Origin of the sequence: Saccharomonospora glauca K62 (assembly GCF_000243395.2) — a bacterium.
Taxonomy (GTDB): Bacteria; Actinomycetota; Actinomycetes; order Mycobacteriales; family Pseudonocardiaceae; genus Saccharomonospora; species Saccharomonospora glauca.
Genome location: NZ_CM001484.1, coordinates 2,832,812 through 2,847,798 on the forward strand (window position 1 = coordinate 2,832,812; position 14,987 = coordinate 2,847,798).

At 70.0% G+C, this 14,987-nt stretch carries 17 protein-coding genes; 7 read left to right on the forward strand and 10 right to left on the reverse strand.

Features of this window, described 5'->3' with window-relative positions:
- Nucleotides 1-47: 47 nt before the first annotated feature.
- Entirely contained in the window at nucleotides 48-1,250 is a 1,203-nt protein-coding gene (locus tag SACGLDRAFT_RS13195; RefSeq protein WP_005465272.1) for a class I SAM-dependent RNA methyltransferase, read from the reverse strand.
- Complete coding sequence (locus SACGLDRAFT_RS13200) at nucleotides 1,247-3,292, reverse strand: APC family permease (protein ID WP_040919030.1); 2,046 nt, start codon at nucleotides 3,290-3,292, stop codon at nucleotides 1,247-1,249. The genes SACGLDRAFT_RS13195 and SACGLDRAFT_RS13200 overlap by 4 nt, the downstream gene beginning before the upstream one ends.
- A 162-nt stretch (nucleotides 3,293-3,454) precedes the next feature.
- On the opposite strand from SACGLDRAFT_RS13200, the gene SACGLDRAFT_RS13205 reads away from it, so the two are divergent.
- Together SACGLDRAFT_RS13205 and SACGLDRAFT_RS13210 are read left to right on the forward strand one after the other, a co-directional pair.
- On the forward strand, nucleotides 3,455-4,120 hold the full coding sequence (locus SACGLDRAFT_RS13205; RefSeq protein WP_005465274.1) for a potassium channel family protein: 666 nt from the start codon (nucleotides 3,455-3,457) through the stop codon (nucleotides 4,118-4,120).
- Nucleotides 4,120-4,803 carry a potassium channel family protein gene (locus SACGLDRAFT_RS13210; RefSeq protein WP_005465275.1) on the forward strand — a complete coding sequence of 228 codons (684 nt, stop codon included), beginning with the start codon at nucleotides 4,120-4,122 and terminating at the stop codon, nucleotides 4,801-4,803. Before SACGLDRAFT_RS13205 ends, SACGLDRAFT_RS13210 begins: the two co-directional genes overlap by 1 nt.
- A gap of 13 nt (nucleotides 4,804-4,816) precedes the next feature.
- Here the strand turns inward: SACGLDRAFT_RS13210 and SACGLDRAFT_RS13215 are convergent, their stop codons facing one another.
- The gene (locus SACGLDRAFT_RS13215; protein ID WP_005465276.1) at nucleotides 4,817-5,605 is read right to left on the reverse strand and encodes a DUF3159 domain-containing protein; all 789 of its coding nucleotides are present in this window, start codon (nucleotides 5,603-5,605) and stop codon (nucleotides 4,817-4,819) included.
- Nucleotides 5,606-5,617: 12 nt separating this feature from the next.
- Complete coding sequence (locus SACGLDRAFT_RS13220) at nucleotides 5,618-5,998, reverse strand: OB-fold nucleic acid binding domain-containing protein (protein ID WP_005465277.1); 381 nt, start codon at nucleotides 5,996-5,998, stop codon at nucleotides 5,618-5,620.
- A 114-nt stretch (nucleotides 5,999-6,112) separates the two neighbouring features.
- On the opposite strand from SACGLDRAFT_RS13220, the gene SACGLDRAFT_RS13225 reads away from it, so the two are divergent.
- Nucleotides 6,113-6,871, forward strand: coding sequence for an alpha/beta fold hydrolase (locus tag SACGLDRAFT_RS13225; RefSeq protein ID WP_040919033.1), 759 nt, complete (start codon nucleotides 6,113-6,115; stop codon nucleotides 6,869-6,871).
- Here the strand turns inward: SACGLDRAFT_RS13225 and SACGLDRAFT_RS13230 are convergent.
- From SACGLDRAFT_RS13230 to dut, 3 genes are read right to left on the reverse strand one after another with little or no spacing between them, the layout of a single operon-like run.
- The gene (locus SACGLDRAFT_RS13230; RefSeq protein WP_005465279.1) at nucleotides 6,828-7,457 is read right to left on the reverse strand and encodes a LysE family translocator; all 630 of its coding nucleotides are present in this window, start codon (nucleotides 7,455-7,457) and stop codon (nucleotides 6,828-6,830) included. The two genes, SACGLDRAFT_RS13225 and SACGLDRAFT_RS13230, sit on opposite strands and share 44 nt — an antisense overlap.
- A gap of 11 nt (nucleotides 7,458-7,468) precedes the next feature.
- Nucleotides 7,469-8,164 carry a DUF3710 domain-containing protein gene (locus SACGLDRAFT_RS13235; protein ID WP_005465281.1) on the reverse strand — a complete coding sequence of 232 codons (696 nt, stop codon included), beginning with the start codon at nucleotides 8,162-8,164 and terminating at the stop codon, nucleotides 7,469-7,471.
- Entirely contained in the window at nucleotides 8,165-8,620 is a 456-nt protein-coding gene (gene dut, locus SACGLDRAFT_RS13240) for a dUTP diphosphatase (RefSeq protein WP_005465282.1), read from the reverse strand.
- A gap of 34 nt (nucleotides 8,621-8,654) precedes the next feature.
- Here dut and SACGLDRAFT_RS13245 point away from each other — a divergent pair, with 34 nt between their 5' ends.
- Nucleotides 8,655-9,155 carry a DUF3093 domain-containing protein gene (locus SACGLDRAFT_RS13245; protein WP_040919035.1) on the forward strand — a complete coding sequence of 167 codons (501 nt, stop codon included), beginning with the start codon at nucleotides 8,655-8,657 and terminating at the stop codon, nucleotides 9,153-9,155.
- A gap of 143 nt (nucleotides 9,156-9,298) precedes the next feature.
- On the opposite strand, the gene SACGLDRAFT_RS13250 is transcribed toward SACGLDRAFT_RS13245, so the two are convergent.
- Entirely contained in the window at nucleotides 9,299-9,607 is a 309-nt protein-coding gene (locus SACGLDRAFT_RS13250) for a DUF4193 domain-containing protein (protein WP_005465284.1), read from the reverse strand.
- Between the two features lie 448 nt (nucleotides 9,608-10,055).
- Here SACGLDRAFT_RS13250 and cei point away from each other — a divergent pair, with 448 nt between their 5' ends.
- Nucleotides 10,056-10,757, forward strand: a complete 702-nt coding sequence (cei, locus tag SACGLDRAFT_RS13255) for an envelope integrity protein Cei (RefSeq protein WP_005465285.1) — start codon at nucleotides 10,056-10,058, stop codon at nucleotides 10,755-10,757.
- Between the two features lie 26 nt (nucleotides 10,758-10,783).
- Here cei and SACGLDRAFT_RS13260 read toward each other — a convergent pair whose 3' ends face one another.
- Entirely contained in the window at nucleotides 10,784-11,605 is an 822-nt protein-coding gene (locus SACGLDRAFT_RS13260) for an inositol monophosphatase family protein (protein ID WP_005465286.1), read from the reverse strand.
- An 82-nt stretch (nucleotides 11,606-11,687) separates the two neighbouring features.
- Here SACGLDRAFT_RS13260 and ppgK point away from each other — a divergent pair, with 82 nt between their 5' ends.
- Together ppgK and SACGLDRAFT_RS13270 are read left to right on the forward strand one after the other, a co-directional pair.
- A complete protein-coding gene (gene ppgK / locus SACGLDRAFT_RS13265) occupies nucleotides 11,688-12,449 on the forward strand; it encodes a polyphosphate--glucose phosphotransferase (protein ID WP_005465287.1) in 762 nt (253 codons plus the stop codon).
- A gap of 206 nt (nucleotides 12,450-12,655) precedes the next feature.
- Nucleotides 12,656-14,089, forward strand: a complete 1,434-nt coding sequence (locus tag SACGLDRAFT_RS13270) for an RNA polymerase sigma factor (RefSeq protein WP_040919038.1) — start codon at nucleotides 12,656-12,658, stop codon at nucleotides 14,087-14,089.
- Nucleotides 14,090-14,120: 31 nt separating this feature from the next.
- On the opposite strand, the gene SACGLDRAFT_RS13275 is transcribed toward SACGLDRAFT_RS13270, so the two are convergent.
- Nucleotides 14,121-14,963, reverse strand: a complete 843-nt coding sequence (locus tag SACGLDRAFT_RS13275; protein WP_005465289.1) for an EamA family transporter — start codon at nucleotides 14,961-14,963, stop codon at nucleotides 14,121-14,123.
- Between the last annotated feature and the right edge of the window lie 24 nt (nucleotides 14,964-14,987).

Genomic DNA, 14,987 nt, shown 5'->3' on the forward strand with positions numbered 1-14,987 from the left:
CGAGGGTGCCGGGCCGGCCCGTGCCATATGGGCTCGGCGACGGTGGTTCAGTCCCCCGTCCCGACCCGTTCGAGCAACGCGACGCACTCCACGTGGTGGGTCATCGGGAACGCGTCGAACGCCCGCAGCCGAGCCAGTCGATACCCGCGACCGGCGAACGTCGCGACGTCACGCGCGAGCGCCGCCGGATCGCAGGCCACGTACACGACGCGTTCGGGCCCCGCGGCGGCGATCCGCTCCACCACCTGCCGGCCCGCTCCCTTGCGCGGCGGGTCCAGCACCACGACCTCCGGGGAGTCACGACGGTCGCGAAGCACGTGCTCCACCTGCCCGCACCGCCACGAGACCTGCCGCAGGTCCGCGAGATTGGCCTTGCCGTCGGACACCGCGCGCCGCCCCGACTCCACCGCGAGCACCCGGCCACTCGGGCCGACCTGTTCGGCGAGCACGGCCGCGAAGAGCCCCACCCCGGCGTAGAGGTCCCAGGCCCGCGCCCCCGGCGAGGCTTGCGCCCACTCCCCCACGACCCGCGCGAAGGTGTCGGCCGCCTCGGGATGCACCTGCCAGAAGCCGTGCGCGGCGAGCCGCCAGTCCCGGCCCGCGGCACGCTGCACCGCGACCCCACCGCGACGTCGCTCCGGACGCTTGCCGCGTCCGGGCAGGCGGCGCACGTGGACCTCGCCGTCGGCGTCCTCGGTGGCCTCGATCTCGTCACCGGCCGGCCAGCGTTCCGGCAGCACGGCGTCCACCGCGCCGCGCACCGTGATCGGGCAGTCGGCCAGCGGCACCACCCGGTGGCTGCGGTGGGCCCGCAGCCCCGCGCGCCCCTCGGCGTCCGCCACGAACCGCACCCGCGTCCGCCACCGCAACAACCCGCCCGGCAGCTCCTCGACCGTCACCGGCAGGTCCAGACCGGCGAGCCTGCTCAACTGCTCCTCGACGACACGGGCCTTGAGCTCGCGTTGCGCCCGCCCGGTCGCGTGCTGCCAGTCACAACCACCACACAACCCCGGACCGGCCACGGGGCACGGTGGCTCGACCCGGTCGGGCGACGGCGTGAGCACCCGCACCGCGTCCGCCCGACAGAACGACTTCCCCGTGTCCTCGGTCACCTCGGCGAGCACCCGCTCGCCCGGCAACGCGTGCCGGACGAACACCACCCGGCCGTCCACACGCGCCACACAGTGACCACCGTGCGCCACCGCTCCGACGGTCAACTCAAGCGTGCGGCCCGTCCAATCCAGACTCACGAACGCGTCTTCCTCTCTCCCGCTCCGGACGCGGTGTCGGGCTCGCCCGCGTGGAAACCACGCCGCACGTCCCCGGCCACCGGACGACGACGTCGACGAGCGAGGCGCGTGGAGGCACGCCGGGAGGACTCCAACTGCCACGGCACACTCGTCACCATCACGCCGGGCTGGAACAGCAGCCGCGTCTTCAGGCGCAACGCGCTCTGGTTGTGCAGCAACTGCTCCCACCACCGCCCCACGACGTACTCCGGAATGAACACGGTGACGACGTTACGCGGCTGGCCACCCCGCACCCTGCGGACGTAGTCGAGGACCGGCTTGGTGACCTCCCGATACGGAGACTCCACGACCTTCAACGGAATCGACATGCGGCGCTTTTCCCACGCCCGCAGCAACGCGCGCGTCTCCTCCTCGTCCACGTTGACCGTGACGGCCTCCAACACGTCCGGCCGGGTCGCCTTGGCGTAGGCCAACGCGCGCAACGCCGGCTTGTGCAGTTGCGACACCAACACGATCGCGTGATTGCGAGCGGGCAGGGTCACCTGTTCGTCGGTTTCCGCGATCTCGGTGGCCACGGCGTCGTAGTGCCTGCGGATGGCCCGCATGAGGACGTAGAAGACGGCCATCGCCGCGAGCGAGATCCACGCGCCCGCCACGAACTTGGTGGCCAGGATGATGAGCAGCACGCTCGCCGTGGTCACCAGTCCCACGGCGTTAACCACCTGGGCCCGGCGCATTCGCGCCCGCGCCGCGGGGTCGCTCTCGGCCCGCAGCTCCCGCCGCCAGTGCCGGATCATGCCGCTCTGGCTCACCACGAACGCCAGGAAGACACCCACGATGTAGAGGTGGATCAACATCGTCACCTGGGCGTCGAACGTGATCACCAGCACGATGGCGAACCCGGCTAGCACCAGGATGCCGTTGCTGAACGCCAGCCGGTCGCCTCGGGTGTGCAACTGCCGGGGCAGGAACCGGTCCTGCGCCAGGATCGCCCCGAGCACGGGAAAACCGTTGAACGCCGTGTTCGCCGCGAACACGAGCACCAGCCCGGTGAAGAAGATCACGTACCAGGTGCCGGGCTCGAAGTCGTCGAACACGGCCCCGGCGACCTGCGCCACCAAGGTCTTCTGCTCGTAGTCCCCCGGCACGCCGACGAGCTGCCGCTGGGGGTCCTCGGCCATCACGACACCACTGACGTCGGCGAGGAACAACAGGCCGAGGAACATCGGGATCGACAGCAACCCCATCAGCAACAGTGTCGTGGCGGCGTTGCGCCCCTGGGGTCTGCGGAACGCGGGAACCCCGTTGGCGATGGCCTCCACACCGGTGAGCGCGGCGCTTCCGGACGAGAACGCACGCAACACCAGGGCCGCGAACCCCAGTCCGGCGAGCTGGTCGGGGTCCCCCACGAGTTCGAACCCGGCGCTCTCGGCCCGCAGCTCGTCACCGAACACGAACGTCCGGACCGCGCCCCACGCGATCATGCCGAGGATGCCCACGACGAACGCGTAGACCGGGATCGCGAACACCGTGCCCGACTCCCGGACCCCCCGCAGGTTCGTCGCGGCCAACACCACGATCGCGCCGACCGCGAACTCCACCCGGTGCTCGGCCACGAACGGCACCGCCGACCCGATCGTGGCGGCCGCCGAGGAAATCGACACCGCCACCGTGAGCACGTAGTCCACCAGCAGCGCCGCCGCGACGGCGAGACCGACCCGTCTGCCGTGGTTGGTGGTCGCGATCGCGTAGGCGCCCCCACCGGACGTGTAGACACGCACGTTCTGGCGATAGGCCGCGATCACCACCACCATGACCAGCGCCACGGCCACACCGATCCACGAGCTGTAGACGTAGGCGGAGGCACCGGCGACCGACAGCATCAGCAGGATCTCCTCGGGCGCGTACGCGACCGAGGACATCGGGTCGGAGGAGAACACCGGCAACGCGATCCGCTTGGGCAACAACGTGAGGGGCAGACGATCACTTCGGAAAGGCCGGCCCAGCAGGATGCGCTTCGTCGCCGTGGCGAACTTGGACACGGCAGGAGCGTAAACCCCACCGGCCCCCACCGTGCGACGACCGCCGGCGGTCCTCACCCACGTGGTCGGCCCGGCGGCGGAGCGGGTCCCACCGCCGGGATGCGCGGAGTAGGTTGGGCGTGGGCGTCGGGCGCAACGCCGGCCGGCGAGGAGGAGAGCAGCGTGCACGTGGTGATCATGGGGTGCGGCCGGGTCGGCGCATCCCTCGCGATGGCCCTCGAACGACTGGGGCACGACGTCGCGGTCATCGACAAACAGCGGGACTCGTTCCGCAGGCTCGGCACCCATTTCCACGGCCAGCAGGTGCTGGGCATGGGATTCGACCGGGACGTCCTCATCGAGGCCGGCATCGAGAAGGCGGGCGCGTTCGCCGCGGTCTCCAGCGGCGACAACTCCAACATCATCTCCGCCAGGGTCGCGCGGGAGACCTTCGGCGTCGAACACGTCGTCGCCCGGATCTACGACTCCAAGCGCGCCGCCGTGTACGAACGACTGGGCATCCCGACCATCGCCACCGTCCCGTGGACCACCGACCGGTTCCTGCGCACGCTCCTGCCGGAGGGCACCGCCACCTCCTGGCGCGACCCGACCGGCACGGTCGCGCTGTTGCGCCTGCCGCTGCACGAGGACTGGATCGGCCACAGCGTCCGCCGGCTGGAGACCGAGGCGAACTGCCGGGTGGCCTTCATCATGCGCTTCGGCACGGGCATCCTTCCCGACTCCAGGACCGTGATCCAGGCCGACGACCTCGTCTACGTCTCGGCCCTGTCCGGCACCGTCACCGACGTCACGAGCGTGGCCGCCCGGCCGCCGCAGGAGGAGAACTGATGCGGATCGCGATCGCGGGTGCGGGCGCGGTGGGTCGCTCCATCGCCTCGGAACTCATCGAGGCGGGCCACACCGTCATGCTCATCGAACGCCAACCCCAGCAGTTCGTGCCGGAGACCGTCGAAGGAGCCGACTGGGTCCTCGGCGACGCCTGCGAGGTCTCCACGCTGGAGGACTCGGGGTTGCAGCTGTGCGACGTGGTCATCGCCGCGACCGGGGACGACAAGGTGAACCTGGTGTTGTCCCTGCTCGCCAAGACGGAGTTCGCCGTCCGCCGAGTGGTGGCCAGGGTCAACAACCCCGCCAACGAGTGGCTGTTCAACGAAAGCTGGGGCGTGGACGTCGCGGTCTCCACCCCGCGCATCTTGGCCGCGATGGTGGAGGAAGCGGTCAGCGTCGGCGACCTCGTGCGGCTGATGACGTTCCGGCAGGGCCGGGCCAACCTCGTGGAGATGACCTTGCCCCCCGACACCCCGCTGGCGGGCAAGGCGGTGCGGGAACTCACCCTGCCGCGCGACGCCGCGCTGGTCACCATCCTCCGCGGTGAACGGGTCATCGTTCCGCAGCCCGACGACCCCCTGGAACCCGGTGACGAGCTGTTGTTCGTCTCCGCGTCCGGCGCCGAACCCGAGATCCGCCACGCCTTGGGCGTCGACGGAGGTGACGCCGAGACGACACCGTGACGAGGAGGCCCGGTCAGGCGCCGGTGGGCGGCTGACCGTACTTGACCCGCAACCGGGCCTCGATCTCCTCGTCGGTCTCGACGGGGTCGGCCGCCGCCAGCTCGGCGAGTCTGCGGTCGGAGCGCCGCACGGCCCACACCACGACCAAAAGCGCGAGCCCGTACAGCGGATACCCCATCGCGATCTTCGCGAAGGCCAGCCACCCGGTGAGATCCTCGTCGTACAACCACCGCTGCACCACGAACCGCGCGGCGAACACCGCGGCCAGGGCCAACGTGGCGATGTCGTAGCCGAGGCGGGACTTCTTGTCCTTCCTCCAGGCCATTCCACTGCCGTTGAGGAGGTTCCACACCACGCCCGCCAACGGCCAGCGGATCACGACGGACCCGGCGAGAACCACGAAGTACACCAGGCTCGTCCAAATGCCGAAGAGGAAGAACCCCTTGGCCGAGCCCGTCCGGTACGCCAGGTACGCGGCCACCCCGACCCCGATCAGACCCGAGATCGCGGGTTGCACCGGCTCTTTGCGCACCAACCGCACCACGGCGATCGCCACGGCGCTCCCGACCGCGCTCCAGATGGCGACGGTGAGCCCGAACACCGCGTTGGCCAGCACGAACACCACGACCGGCAACGACGAGTACACCAGCCCCGAGACCCCGCCCATCTGTTCGAGCAGGGTCGGCTGGGTTTCGCGCGACTCCGCCTCCGCCGCCTCCCCGGTCCGGCGCTCGTCCTCCTCGGACGCGTTGGCACGGTCGGTGTCGCCGGCGGGGTGGGATCGCTCGGAATGCTCAGTCACGCGCGAATACTCTCATCTAGTGGGCTGCAACAGTTCGTAATACGGGTTGTACAGCACCTTGCGACCGTCGCGCTCGGCGAGCCTGCCCCGCACCTTGATCGTCCGGCCGGGCTCGATCCCCGGGATGCGGCGTCGTCCCAGCCACACCAGCGTCACGTCGTCGGTGCCGTCGAACAACTCCGCCTCCAGCGTGGCCGCGGCACTGCCGGGGCACAAGTCCACGCTGCGCAGCCTCCCCAGTACGGTCACTTCCTCCCCGGAGCGACAGTCACACGCTCTGCGGGCTCCCCCGGCCTCGGAGCGTTCGGAGAGATCGTCGGCGTCCAGTTCGTCGATGTCCCTGGTCAGCTTACGAACCAACCGGCTGAAATAGCCGCCGTCCTTGGCGGGCATGGCGCCTGCTCCCGTGTCATCCTCACAAGCCCGGATTCCGGGTCTCACCATCAGCGTAACCCTGTCGGGGGTAGCGAATCGAACTTGCGCCAGGATCGCAACGTGACCTCGGCTATGCCCACCCGAACCGCCGTACTCCTTCCCGGAACCGGGTCGGACGAGACCTTCGTCCACGCGGTCTTCACCCGTCCGCTCGCCGCTCTCGGCATCGCGGTGACGGCTCCCCCGCCGCCACCGGGTGAGGCCGTCGTCTCCGGCTACCTCGCCCTGCTCGACCGGATCGCCGACGCGACGAACGGCCCCCTGCTCGTGGGAGGCGTGTCCCTGGGCGCCCACCTGGCCACCGCGTGGGCGCTGCGCAACGCCCATCGCTGCGCCGGCGTACTCGCGGCTCTGCCCGCCTGGCACGGTCCGGGCGAGACCGCGCCCGCGGCCGTCGCCGCCACCGCCTCCGCCGAGCTGATCGAACGCCACGGCCTGGAGACCGCGCTCTCACTGACCACCCGCGACGTCGCCCCGTGGCTCGCCGAGGAACTGACCCGCGCGTGGCGGCGACACGGACCCGGCCTGGCGGCGAGCCTGCGAGCCGCCGCCGGGCATCCCGCCCCGGAGCTGTCCGCGCTCCGCACGCTCGACGTCCCAGTGGGGATCGCCACGTGCGTGGACGACCCGGTGCATCCGTCCGAGGTCGCCGGAGCATGGGCCGGCGCGCTGCCCCACTCGGCAGTGGTCGAGACCACACTCGCCGCGCTCGGCGCCGACCGGGAAAGCCTCGGACGCGCCGCGACACTGGCGTGGCTGCGAGCGTGGTCTCGGCGGTGGAGCCGCTCTACTCGGTCACCGCGACGAAACCGCCCAACCCGACCATGCTGAGCCCGGCGGCCACCCGCTGACGCACCCGCCACCGCGGGTTGCGCGAGAACCAGCTCGACAACCCGCCCGCGAACACCGCGACGGCGAGGTCCACGAGAGCGGCCAGGAACACCGCGATGAGGCCGAGCACCGTGAACACGAGCGGCGCCGGAGTGGTCTCGGGATGCACGAAGTGCGGCAGCAACGCCATGAAGTACAGCGCGGTCTTCGGGTTGAGCAGCTCGGCGATCATGCCCTGGAGCAGCGGCGACCTCGCCCAGCGTCGGGCGACGCCACCCGAGTCGGCCTCCCCGTCGTCGTGGCGCCGCACGATCGCCTGCACCCCGAGGTACACCAGGTAGGCCGCGCCGGCGATCTTGACGACCGTGAAGGCGACGGTGGAGGCCGCCAACAGGGCCGAGAGCCCCAGTGCCGCCGCCAGGACGTGCACCGAGGCACCGAAGGCGTTGCCGAGCACCGAGCGCACCCCCTCGGCACGCCCGCCCCGCAGACTGCGGGCGAGCACGTAGAGCACGCCGGGGCCGGGGCTCAACGCGAACAGCGCCGCGGTCCCGAGGAAGACGATCCACTCCGCCGCCGTGGGCATCCGACCCTCCTCTACCGTTGCGGCTGCGTCTGCCGGGGTTGTTGGGCCGCCGCCTGCCTTCCCTTGATGTGGGAGGCGATCGCCTCGGGCAGGGTGATCTGCAGCGGCGTGCGCACCGGCATCGGCGCCCGACCCCGGTCGACGATCGTGCCGCGCATGATCGACCGCAGCACGTCGGGGGCACGAGCCGCCTCCGACTGCGGGCCCGCGATCACTCCCCGCAGCATCCACCGCGGACCGTCGACCCCGATGAACCGCAGCGCGACCTCGCCCACGATGGCCGACAACTCGATCCCCCACTCGCCGCGCGCGAGGGTCACGCGCGCACCGTCGGAACGCAGTTGGTCGGCCAGCTCACCACTGACCTCGCGCCACAGCCCTCCCGACTTCGGCGCCGCGTACGCGCTCACCGTGACCTGGCCCTGCGGGGTCACCACGTGGACCGCGCGCACCGTCCCGGTCTTCTGGTCCATCTCCACCTGGACCTGTGACCCGTTCGGCACCGGAACCCGGATGGAACCGAGGTCCATCCTCGGAATCCCGTCCTCGGGCGCCTCCGAGATGTCATAGGGCCCCTCGGAGGGACCGTCCGAGTCCTCGGGCTCCTCCGGTTCGGCCCCCTCCTCGGTCTCGGCGTCGTACGACTCACGTTCGACCTCGTGGTCGTCAGCCGCCCGCTTCCGCTTCCGTCGTCCGAAAATGCCCACTCAGCTCTCCGTTCCGAGCGCGGCGTGGCCACCCGTCGAGCCGTAACCGCCCGCTCCCCGTACCGTCTCATCCAACTGCTCGACCTCGACGAAGTCGGCGCGCTCCACCCGCTGTACCACCAGTTGCGCGATGCGGTCCCCCCGCCGCAGCACGATCGGCTTCTCGGAGTCGAGGTTGACCAGGCACACCCGGATCTCGCCCCGGTAACCGGAGTCGATCGTTCCGGGTGCGTTGACGATCGAAAGCCCCGTCCTGGCCGCGAGGCCCGAGCGGGGATGCACGAAACCGGCGTACCCCGCGGGCAGCGCGATGGCGATGCCCGTGCCCACCACCACCCGTTCACCGGGCGCGATGCGCACATCGGACGTCGTCACCAGATCGGCACCCGCATCACCGGGATGCGCGTACGACGGCAACGCGACGTCGGGGTCGAGCCGGGAGATGAGGACCTGCACGCTGGACACGACTCGCGAGACTACCCTGAGACGGGTGACCGAGAGCGCGAACACGCGGACAAGAACTGATCTTGCGTATGCCGAGCGGCTCACCGTGTCCTGGTGGGGCTGGTTGCTACCGTTGGCGGCGGCCGTGCTCCTGGCGGCGCAGATCCAGTTCGCCTACCCCGCCCTGCCGCCGTGGGCGCCCTACGTGGTGCTCGTTCCCCTGGCCGTCGCGGCGGTCCTCGCTCTCGGGCGGACGCGGCTGAAGGTGGAGACGGGCGCCGAGCCGCAGTTGTGGGTGGGCGAGGCTCACCTGCCGCTGCGGTACGTCGCGGCCGTGGACGTGGTGACCAAACGCGACAAGCGCAAGGCGCTGGGGCCGGAACTCGATCCGGCGGCGTTCTGCGTCCACAAACCCTGGATCGGGCCGCTGGTGCGGGTCCACCTCGACGACCCGGACGACCCGACCCCCTACTGGCTGTTCAGCACACGCCGCCCGGAGAAGATCGCGGCACTGCTGACCGACTCCCCCGCCTTCGGCGAGCGCTGACAGCGAAGAGGCGGGTGACCTCGGGCCGTACCCGAGACCACCCGCCTCGCGGATTGCATCCCCTCCGGACAAGTGCCGTAGCACCGCTGCGGCGCCCCGCCACCGCGTGGTGACCCGGCAGTACCGGGCAGCACCGGACCGCGTCAGGCGCAGTCGCGGCAGATCAGGCGCCCACCGGACTCCTCGGCGAGCCTGCTGCGGTGATGCACCAGGAAGCAGACGGAGCAGGTGAATTCGTCGGCCTGCTTGGGCACGACCTTCACCGTCACGTCCTCACTCGACAGCCCGGAGAGGTCGGCGCCGGGGAGCTCGAAGTTCTCCGCCGTCGCGTCCTCGTCGACGTCCACGACACCGGACTGAGTCTCGTTGCGCCTCGCCTTCAACTCCTCCAACGAGTCTTCGGCCAGCTCGTCGGCTTCGCTGCGGCGCGGAGCGTCGTAGTCGGTCGCCATTTCTCTTTCACCCCTGCGATCAGCTTTGATACGTGTTCGCGGACACGGCAGCCGTCGCCCGCGAGTTCTTCGTGCCGCTGGTCAACGTTCCAGCGCCCGTGTTTGTGCCCGGATCTCGGCGTGAGTGAGGTCTCTTTCGCCACCTCGCCGTCACCGAGTGGAGCCCGGGAAGGGTAGCCCACCACCTACCCCGACTCGAAGCTGGTCACCCAAGCCTTAAGATACGTCACCCAACAGGGTTAATACCCTGGGGAGCAGGCCTCCATCGTTCGGGTTGTGCCGTGGCACCGGTGGCTACACCGGGCGCCACTCGCTTGCTCGGGCAGGCACCGCCGTGATGCTATCCAGAGGCGGCCGACAATGCCGTGTCATCGCGCCCGTAGCAACGACAACGGTGGACACGGGCGAGCTTTCAAGGGACCAACTTCTCACGCGAAGGGACGTGCAGGTGGCGGCGGGGTCAGGGGGTCGCGCAGGGGCCGACAGGAAGCGGACGGTTCGTCCCTACCGCAAGCGGAAACCGTTGCCCGCACTCATCTTTTTGGGTGTGTTGGGAATCGCGGCCGTGGTCGTGTGGGTGAACGTGATCAGCACATCGAGCGACATCGCCGAAGCCGTCACGTGTGATCCCCGGCCGACCCCACCCGCGGGCACGACGTTCACACCGCTGCCCTACGACGCCCTCACGACCACCTCACCGATCCCGCCCTCGCAGGTCGAGGTCACGGTGCTCAACGCGAACAACACCCGCGGCCAGGCCTCGATCGCCACCGAAGCGCTGAAGCAGCTCGGGTTCACCCGTGTGACCGAACCGGCCAACGACACCGTGTACACGGACGGCACCGTGGCGAACTGCCACGGTCAGATCCGCTTCGGCCCCGCCGGGGAACGCGCCGCCCGCACGGTCCACCTCGTGGACCCCTGCCTGGAGCTGATCAAGGACGACCGCAAGGACGCGTCGGTGGATCTCGCGATCGGCACGAGCTTCAACGACGTGAACCCGTCCGACGCCGCCGTGGAGATCCTCAACCAATTGAAGTCCTGGGCGGCGGAGCACGAGCAGGACGAGACCGACGCGCAGACCACGGACGGCGCCGGTCCCGTCATCGACGAGAAGCTGCTCACCGAGACCCTGCCCAAGCACTGCTGAGGCCCGGCCCCGGCGCGTCGATCGCGTCAGACCCGGTCGACGCCGCACTCCAGCAACGTGATCCGCAACGGGTCCGCAATGGAGGGTGCGGCGGCCAGGACGGCGTCGGGCCCCAAAGCCGAGTCCTCCCCCGGCAGGGTCACCACCGCGCCCGCCTCGGCCGCGACGAGCGCGCCCGCGGCCCAGTCCCACCGGTTGAGCCCGTGCTCCACGTAGGCGTCCACCCAGCCCGCCCCGACCGCGCACAGGTCGAGCGCCGCGGACCCCTGCCTACGCAGGTCCCGAACCCGGCCCAGCAGCTTCGCCGCGAACTCCGCCTGGCGCGCACGACGTTCGGGCCGATAGGCGAACCCGGTGGCGAGCAACGCCACGTCGAGTCCGGCGGGCTCCGAGACCCGCAACGGCCGCCCGTCCAGCCACGCACCCTTCCCCCGCGTGGCGGTCCAGTGACGCCGCGACACGGGCTCCACCACGGCTCCGGCGACGGAGACACCGTCGATCTGCGCGGCCACGGACACGGCGAACCACGGCAGCCCGTACAGGAAGTTCACGGTCCCGTCGATCGGGTCCACCACCCAGGTCACCCCCCCGGACGAGCGGACCGCGCCGTCGGCGCCCTCCTCCTCACCGAGGACCGGCTCCCCCGGCCTCAGCTCGGCCAGACGTTCGCGCACCAGGCGTTCCGACGCGGTGTCCACCGCCGTCACCACGTCGGTCTCACTAGTCTTCGTGTCGACGGTCACGGTCGTGCCGGTCAGCATGGACTCGTAGGCGTCACGTACGAGATCGGCGGCCTCGGAGGCCACTCGCTCGGCGACGGCGGTCAGGATCTCGGAGTCGGATTCCACTGCTCCCACGCCGACTATGGGATCACACCCCGTTAAAGTCTCGCCCAACGACTTCTGAATCGAGAAGGAAGGGGCCTCGCCCATGACGGCGAACCGTGGGTTCGGCATCGACATCGGCGGCAGTGGCATCAAGGGCGCCCTCGTCGACCTGGACAAGGGTGAGCTCATCGGCGACCGGCTGCGCATCGACACGCCCAAGCCGTCGACGCCCGAGGCGGTGGCCGACGTCGTGGCCCGGATCGTGGAGCACTTCGGCTGGGACGGCCCTGTCGGCATCACGCTTCCCGCCGTCATCAAGAAGGGAGTCGCCCAGACGGCCGCCAACATCGACCCGAGCTGGATCGGCCTCGACGCCGGCGCGCTGTTCGCCGAACGGCTCGGCCGTGACATCGGCGACGTGGCCATGCTGAACGACGCCGACGCCGCCGGCATGGCCGAGATGCGGTTCGGCGACCCCGCCGCCCGGAAGGGCGTCGTCGCGTTGCTGACCTTCGGGACCGGCATCGGCAGCGCGCTGTTCCAGAACGGCTCGCTCATGCCCAACACCGAGTTCGGGCACATCGAGGTCGACGGCCACGACGCGGAGAAGAAGGCGGCGGCCTCGGCGAAGGACAACGAGGGGCTCTCCTACCCCGATTGGGCTAAGCGCGTCAATCGTTATTTGACCGTGTTGGAAAACCTCATCTGGCCCGACCTGTTCATCGTGGGCGGCGGTGTGAGCAAGAAGTCGCACAAGTGGGTGCCCCTGCTGGACATCCGAACGCCGGTCATCACCGCATCGTTGCTGAACAACGCGGGAATCGTGGGGGCGGCCGCCGCCGCGAAGGAGGGACTCTCGCACTGAGTTCGGCCCCGCCACGCGCCGCGCATCGGGGGTGAAAACACCGTGCGCGGCGCGAAGATGGCGTCCAAAAAGATGATCGCGGGTGCGACTGCCGCCGCTGCCGTCGTTACAATGGAACACGGCTCTCGGCTGCGGGAGACAAAACCGCAGGCCGGGGCAAGTTCCCCGAACCTGAGGCAGCCGGGACCCCCACGTCTCGGTTCGTCGTGACCGACCGCTGCGAAAGGGCGTACGTGGCAGCCGCAAAGACCGCAACCCGAAGCGGGACGAAGACAACGAGCGCCGCCGAACCGGCGACTGCCGACGAGACCACGGCGGCCGTGGACGGCACGGCCACGCCGGAAGCGAAGTCGTCGGGTCGCAAGACGGCCGCGAAGAAGGCTCCCGCGAAGTCCGCGAAGACCACCCGGACCCGCAAGACCACCACCACGAAGTCCAGCAAGGCGAAGACGACCCGGTCGAAGACCACCAAGGCCAAGAGCTCCAAGAGCAAGGCCAAGACGTCCGCCGCGCTGGGTGACGACGTCGACGCCACCGAGCTCGAAGACGTCGATCTCTCCGACCTCGACGTCGACGCCGTGGAGGTGGACGTCGTCGACGCCACCGTGACGGAGGACTCGGACGACGAGGACTCGGACTCGCGCAACGACCCCGACTTCGTCTGGGACGAGGAGGAGTCCGAGGCGCTGCGTCAGGCTCGCAAGGACGCCGAACTCACCGCCTCGGCCGACTCGGTGCGCGCCTACCTCAAGCAGATCGGCAAGGTCGCGCTGCTCAACGCCGAGGAGGAGGTCGAGCTCGCCAAGCGCATCGAGGCCGGCCTCTACGCCGCCGAGCGGCTGCGGGTGGCCGAGGAGGAGGGCGAGAAGCTCTCCACCCAAATGCGCCGCGACCTGAAGTGGATCGTGCGGGACGGGGAGCGCGCCAAGAGCCACCTGCTGGAGGCCAACCTCCGTCTGGTGGTGTCGCTGGCCAAGCGCTACACCGGGCGCGGGATGGCCTTCCTCGACCTCATCCAGGAAGGCAACCTGGGTCTGATCCGCGCGGTCGAGAAGTTCGACTACACCAAGGGCTTCAAGTTCTCCACCTACGCGACGTGGTGGATCCGCCAGGCCATCACCAGGGCCATGGCCGACCAGGCCCGCACCATCCGGATCCCGGTCCACATGGTGGAGGTCATCAACAAGCTCGGCCGGATCCAGCGCGAACTGCTGCAGGACCTGGGTCGCGAGCCCACGCCCGAGGAGCTCGCCAAGGAGATGGACATCTCCCCCGAGAAGGTCCTGGAGATCCAGCAGTACGCCCGCGAGCCGATCTCGCTCGACCAGACGATCGGCGACGAGGGCGACTCGCAGCTCGGCGACTTCATCGAAGACTCCGAGGCCGTCGTGGCCGTCGACGCCGTCTCCTTCACGCTGCTGCAGGACCAGCTGCAGTCGGTGCTGCAGACCCTGTCCGAGCGTGAGGCCGGCGTGGTCCGGCTGCGGTTCGGGCTCACCGACGGTCAGCCGCGCACCCTCGACGAGATCGGCCAGGTCTACGGCGTGACGCGCGAGCGCATCCGGCAGATCGAGTCGAAGACCATGTCGAAGCTGCGTCACCCGTCGCGGTCCCAGGTCCTGCGCGACTACCTGGACTGACGTTCCCGGCTTCGCCGCCGTGGTGGCGGGGTCAGCCAGCGCGCTCCTCACCGGAGGTGTTCGAGCGCAACGCCACCCCGACCACCACGGCGAGAATGCCGAACGCCTCGCCGAGTGTCGGCACCTGTCCCAACACCACGAACCCGATGACACCGGCCGTCACGGGCAGCAGCGCCAACAGCAGCGCGAACCGAGCCTGCCCGACGCGCCGTAGTACCACCTGGTCGAGCACGTACGGCACGACGGTGGACAACAACCCCACCCCGACGGCGAACGCCAGGAGATCGGGCTCACCCCACACGGCGGTCGTCCCGAGCAGCAACGGTGAGAGCACCACCGTGGCGACGGTGAACCCCACCGCCAGGCTGTCCACCCCGTTCCCCGCGAGCGCCACGCGCCGTCCCAGCACGATGTAGCCGGCCCACGCCGTCGCCGCGCCCAGGGCGAAGAGAACACCGCTCGGGCTGCCCTCCCACTGGACGTCGGCGATGAGCACGACACCCACCGTGACTCCCAGGAGCGCGACGTAGTCCCGCACTCCCCGCGACCCGAGCGCGGCGACCACCACGGGACCCGCGAATTCGATCGCCACCGCCGTTCCCAGGGGCAAGCGGGCGATGGCCTCGTAGAACAACACGTTCATCCCGGCCGTCACCACGCCGAAAGTCCCCGCGAGAGCCAACGCCCGGCCTCGCCAGGCCCGCCGTCCCGGCCTGCGCCACGCCAACAGGATGAGCGCCGCACCGAGGCACCGTAGCCAGGCCACTCCGGCGGGTGTCGCGACGTCGAACAGCCAGACGGCGAGCGCCGCGCCGACGTACATCGAGATTCCGCTGATAACGAACACGATGGGCGCGGGAACGGCGTCCGCCATCCGTTTTCCGGTGGAGATCGTCAC

Bases quoted from the DNA above. Each gene is read 5' to 3' on its own strand.
- SACGLDRAFT_RS13275 (WP_005465289.1), bottom strand. From the start codon at position 14,963: ATGGCGGACGCCGTTCCCGCGCCCATCGTGTTCGTTATCAGCGGAATC.
- SACGLDRAFT_RS13230 (WP_005465279.1), bottom strand. From the start codon at position 7,457: ATGCCCACGGCGGCGGAGTGGATCGTCTTCCTCGGGACCGCGGCGCTG.
- SACGLDRAFT_RS13210 (WP_005465275.1), top strand. From the start codon at position 4,120: ATGCGGATCGCGATCGCGGGTGCGGGCGCGGTGGGTCGCTCCATCGCC.
- SACGLDRAFT_RS13220 (WP_005465277.1), bottom strand. From the start codon at position 5,998: ATGCCCGCCAAGGACGGCGGCTATTTCAGCCGGTTGGTTCGTAAGCTG.
- SACGLDRAFT_RS13225 (WP_040919033.1), top strand. From the start codon at position 6,113: ATGCCCACCCGAACCGCCGTACTCCTTCCCGGAACCGGGTCGGACGAG.
- ppgK (WP_005465287.1), top strand. From the start codon at position 11,688: ATGACGGCGAACCGTGGGTTCGGCATCGACATCGGCGGCAGTGGCATC.
- SACGLDRAFT_RS13250 (WP_005465284.1), bottom strand. From the start codon at position 9,607: ATGGCGACCGACTACGACGCTCCGCGCCGCAGCGAAGCCGACGAGCTG.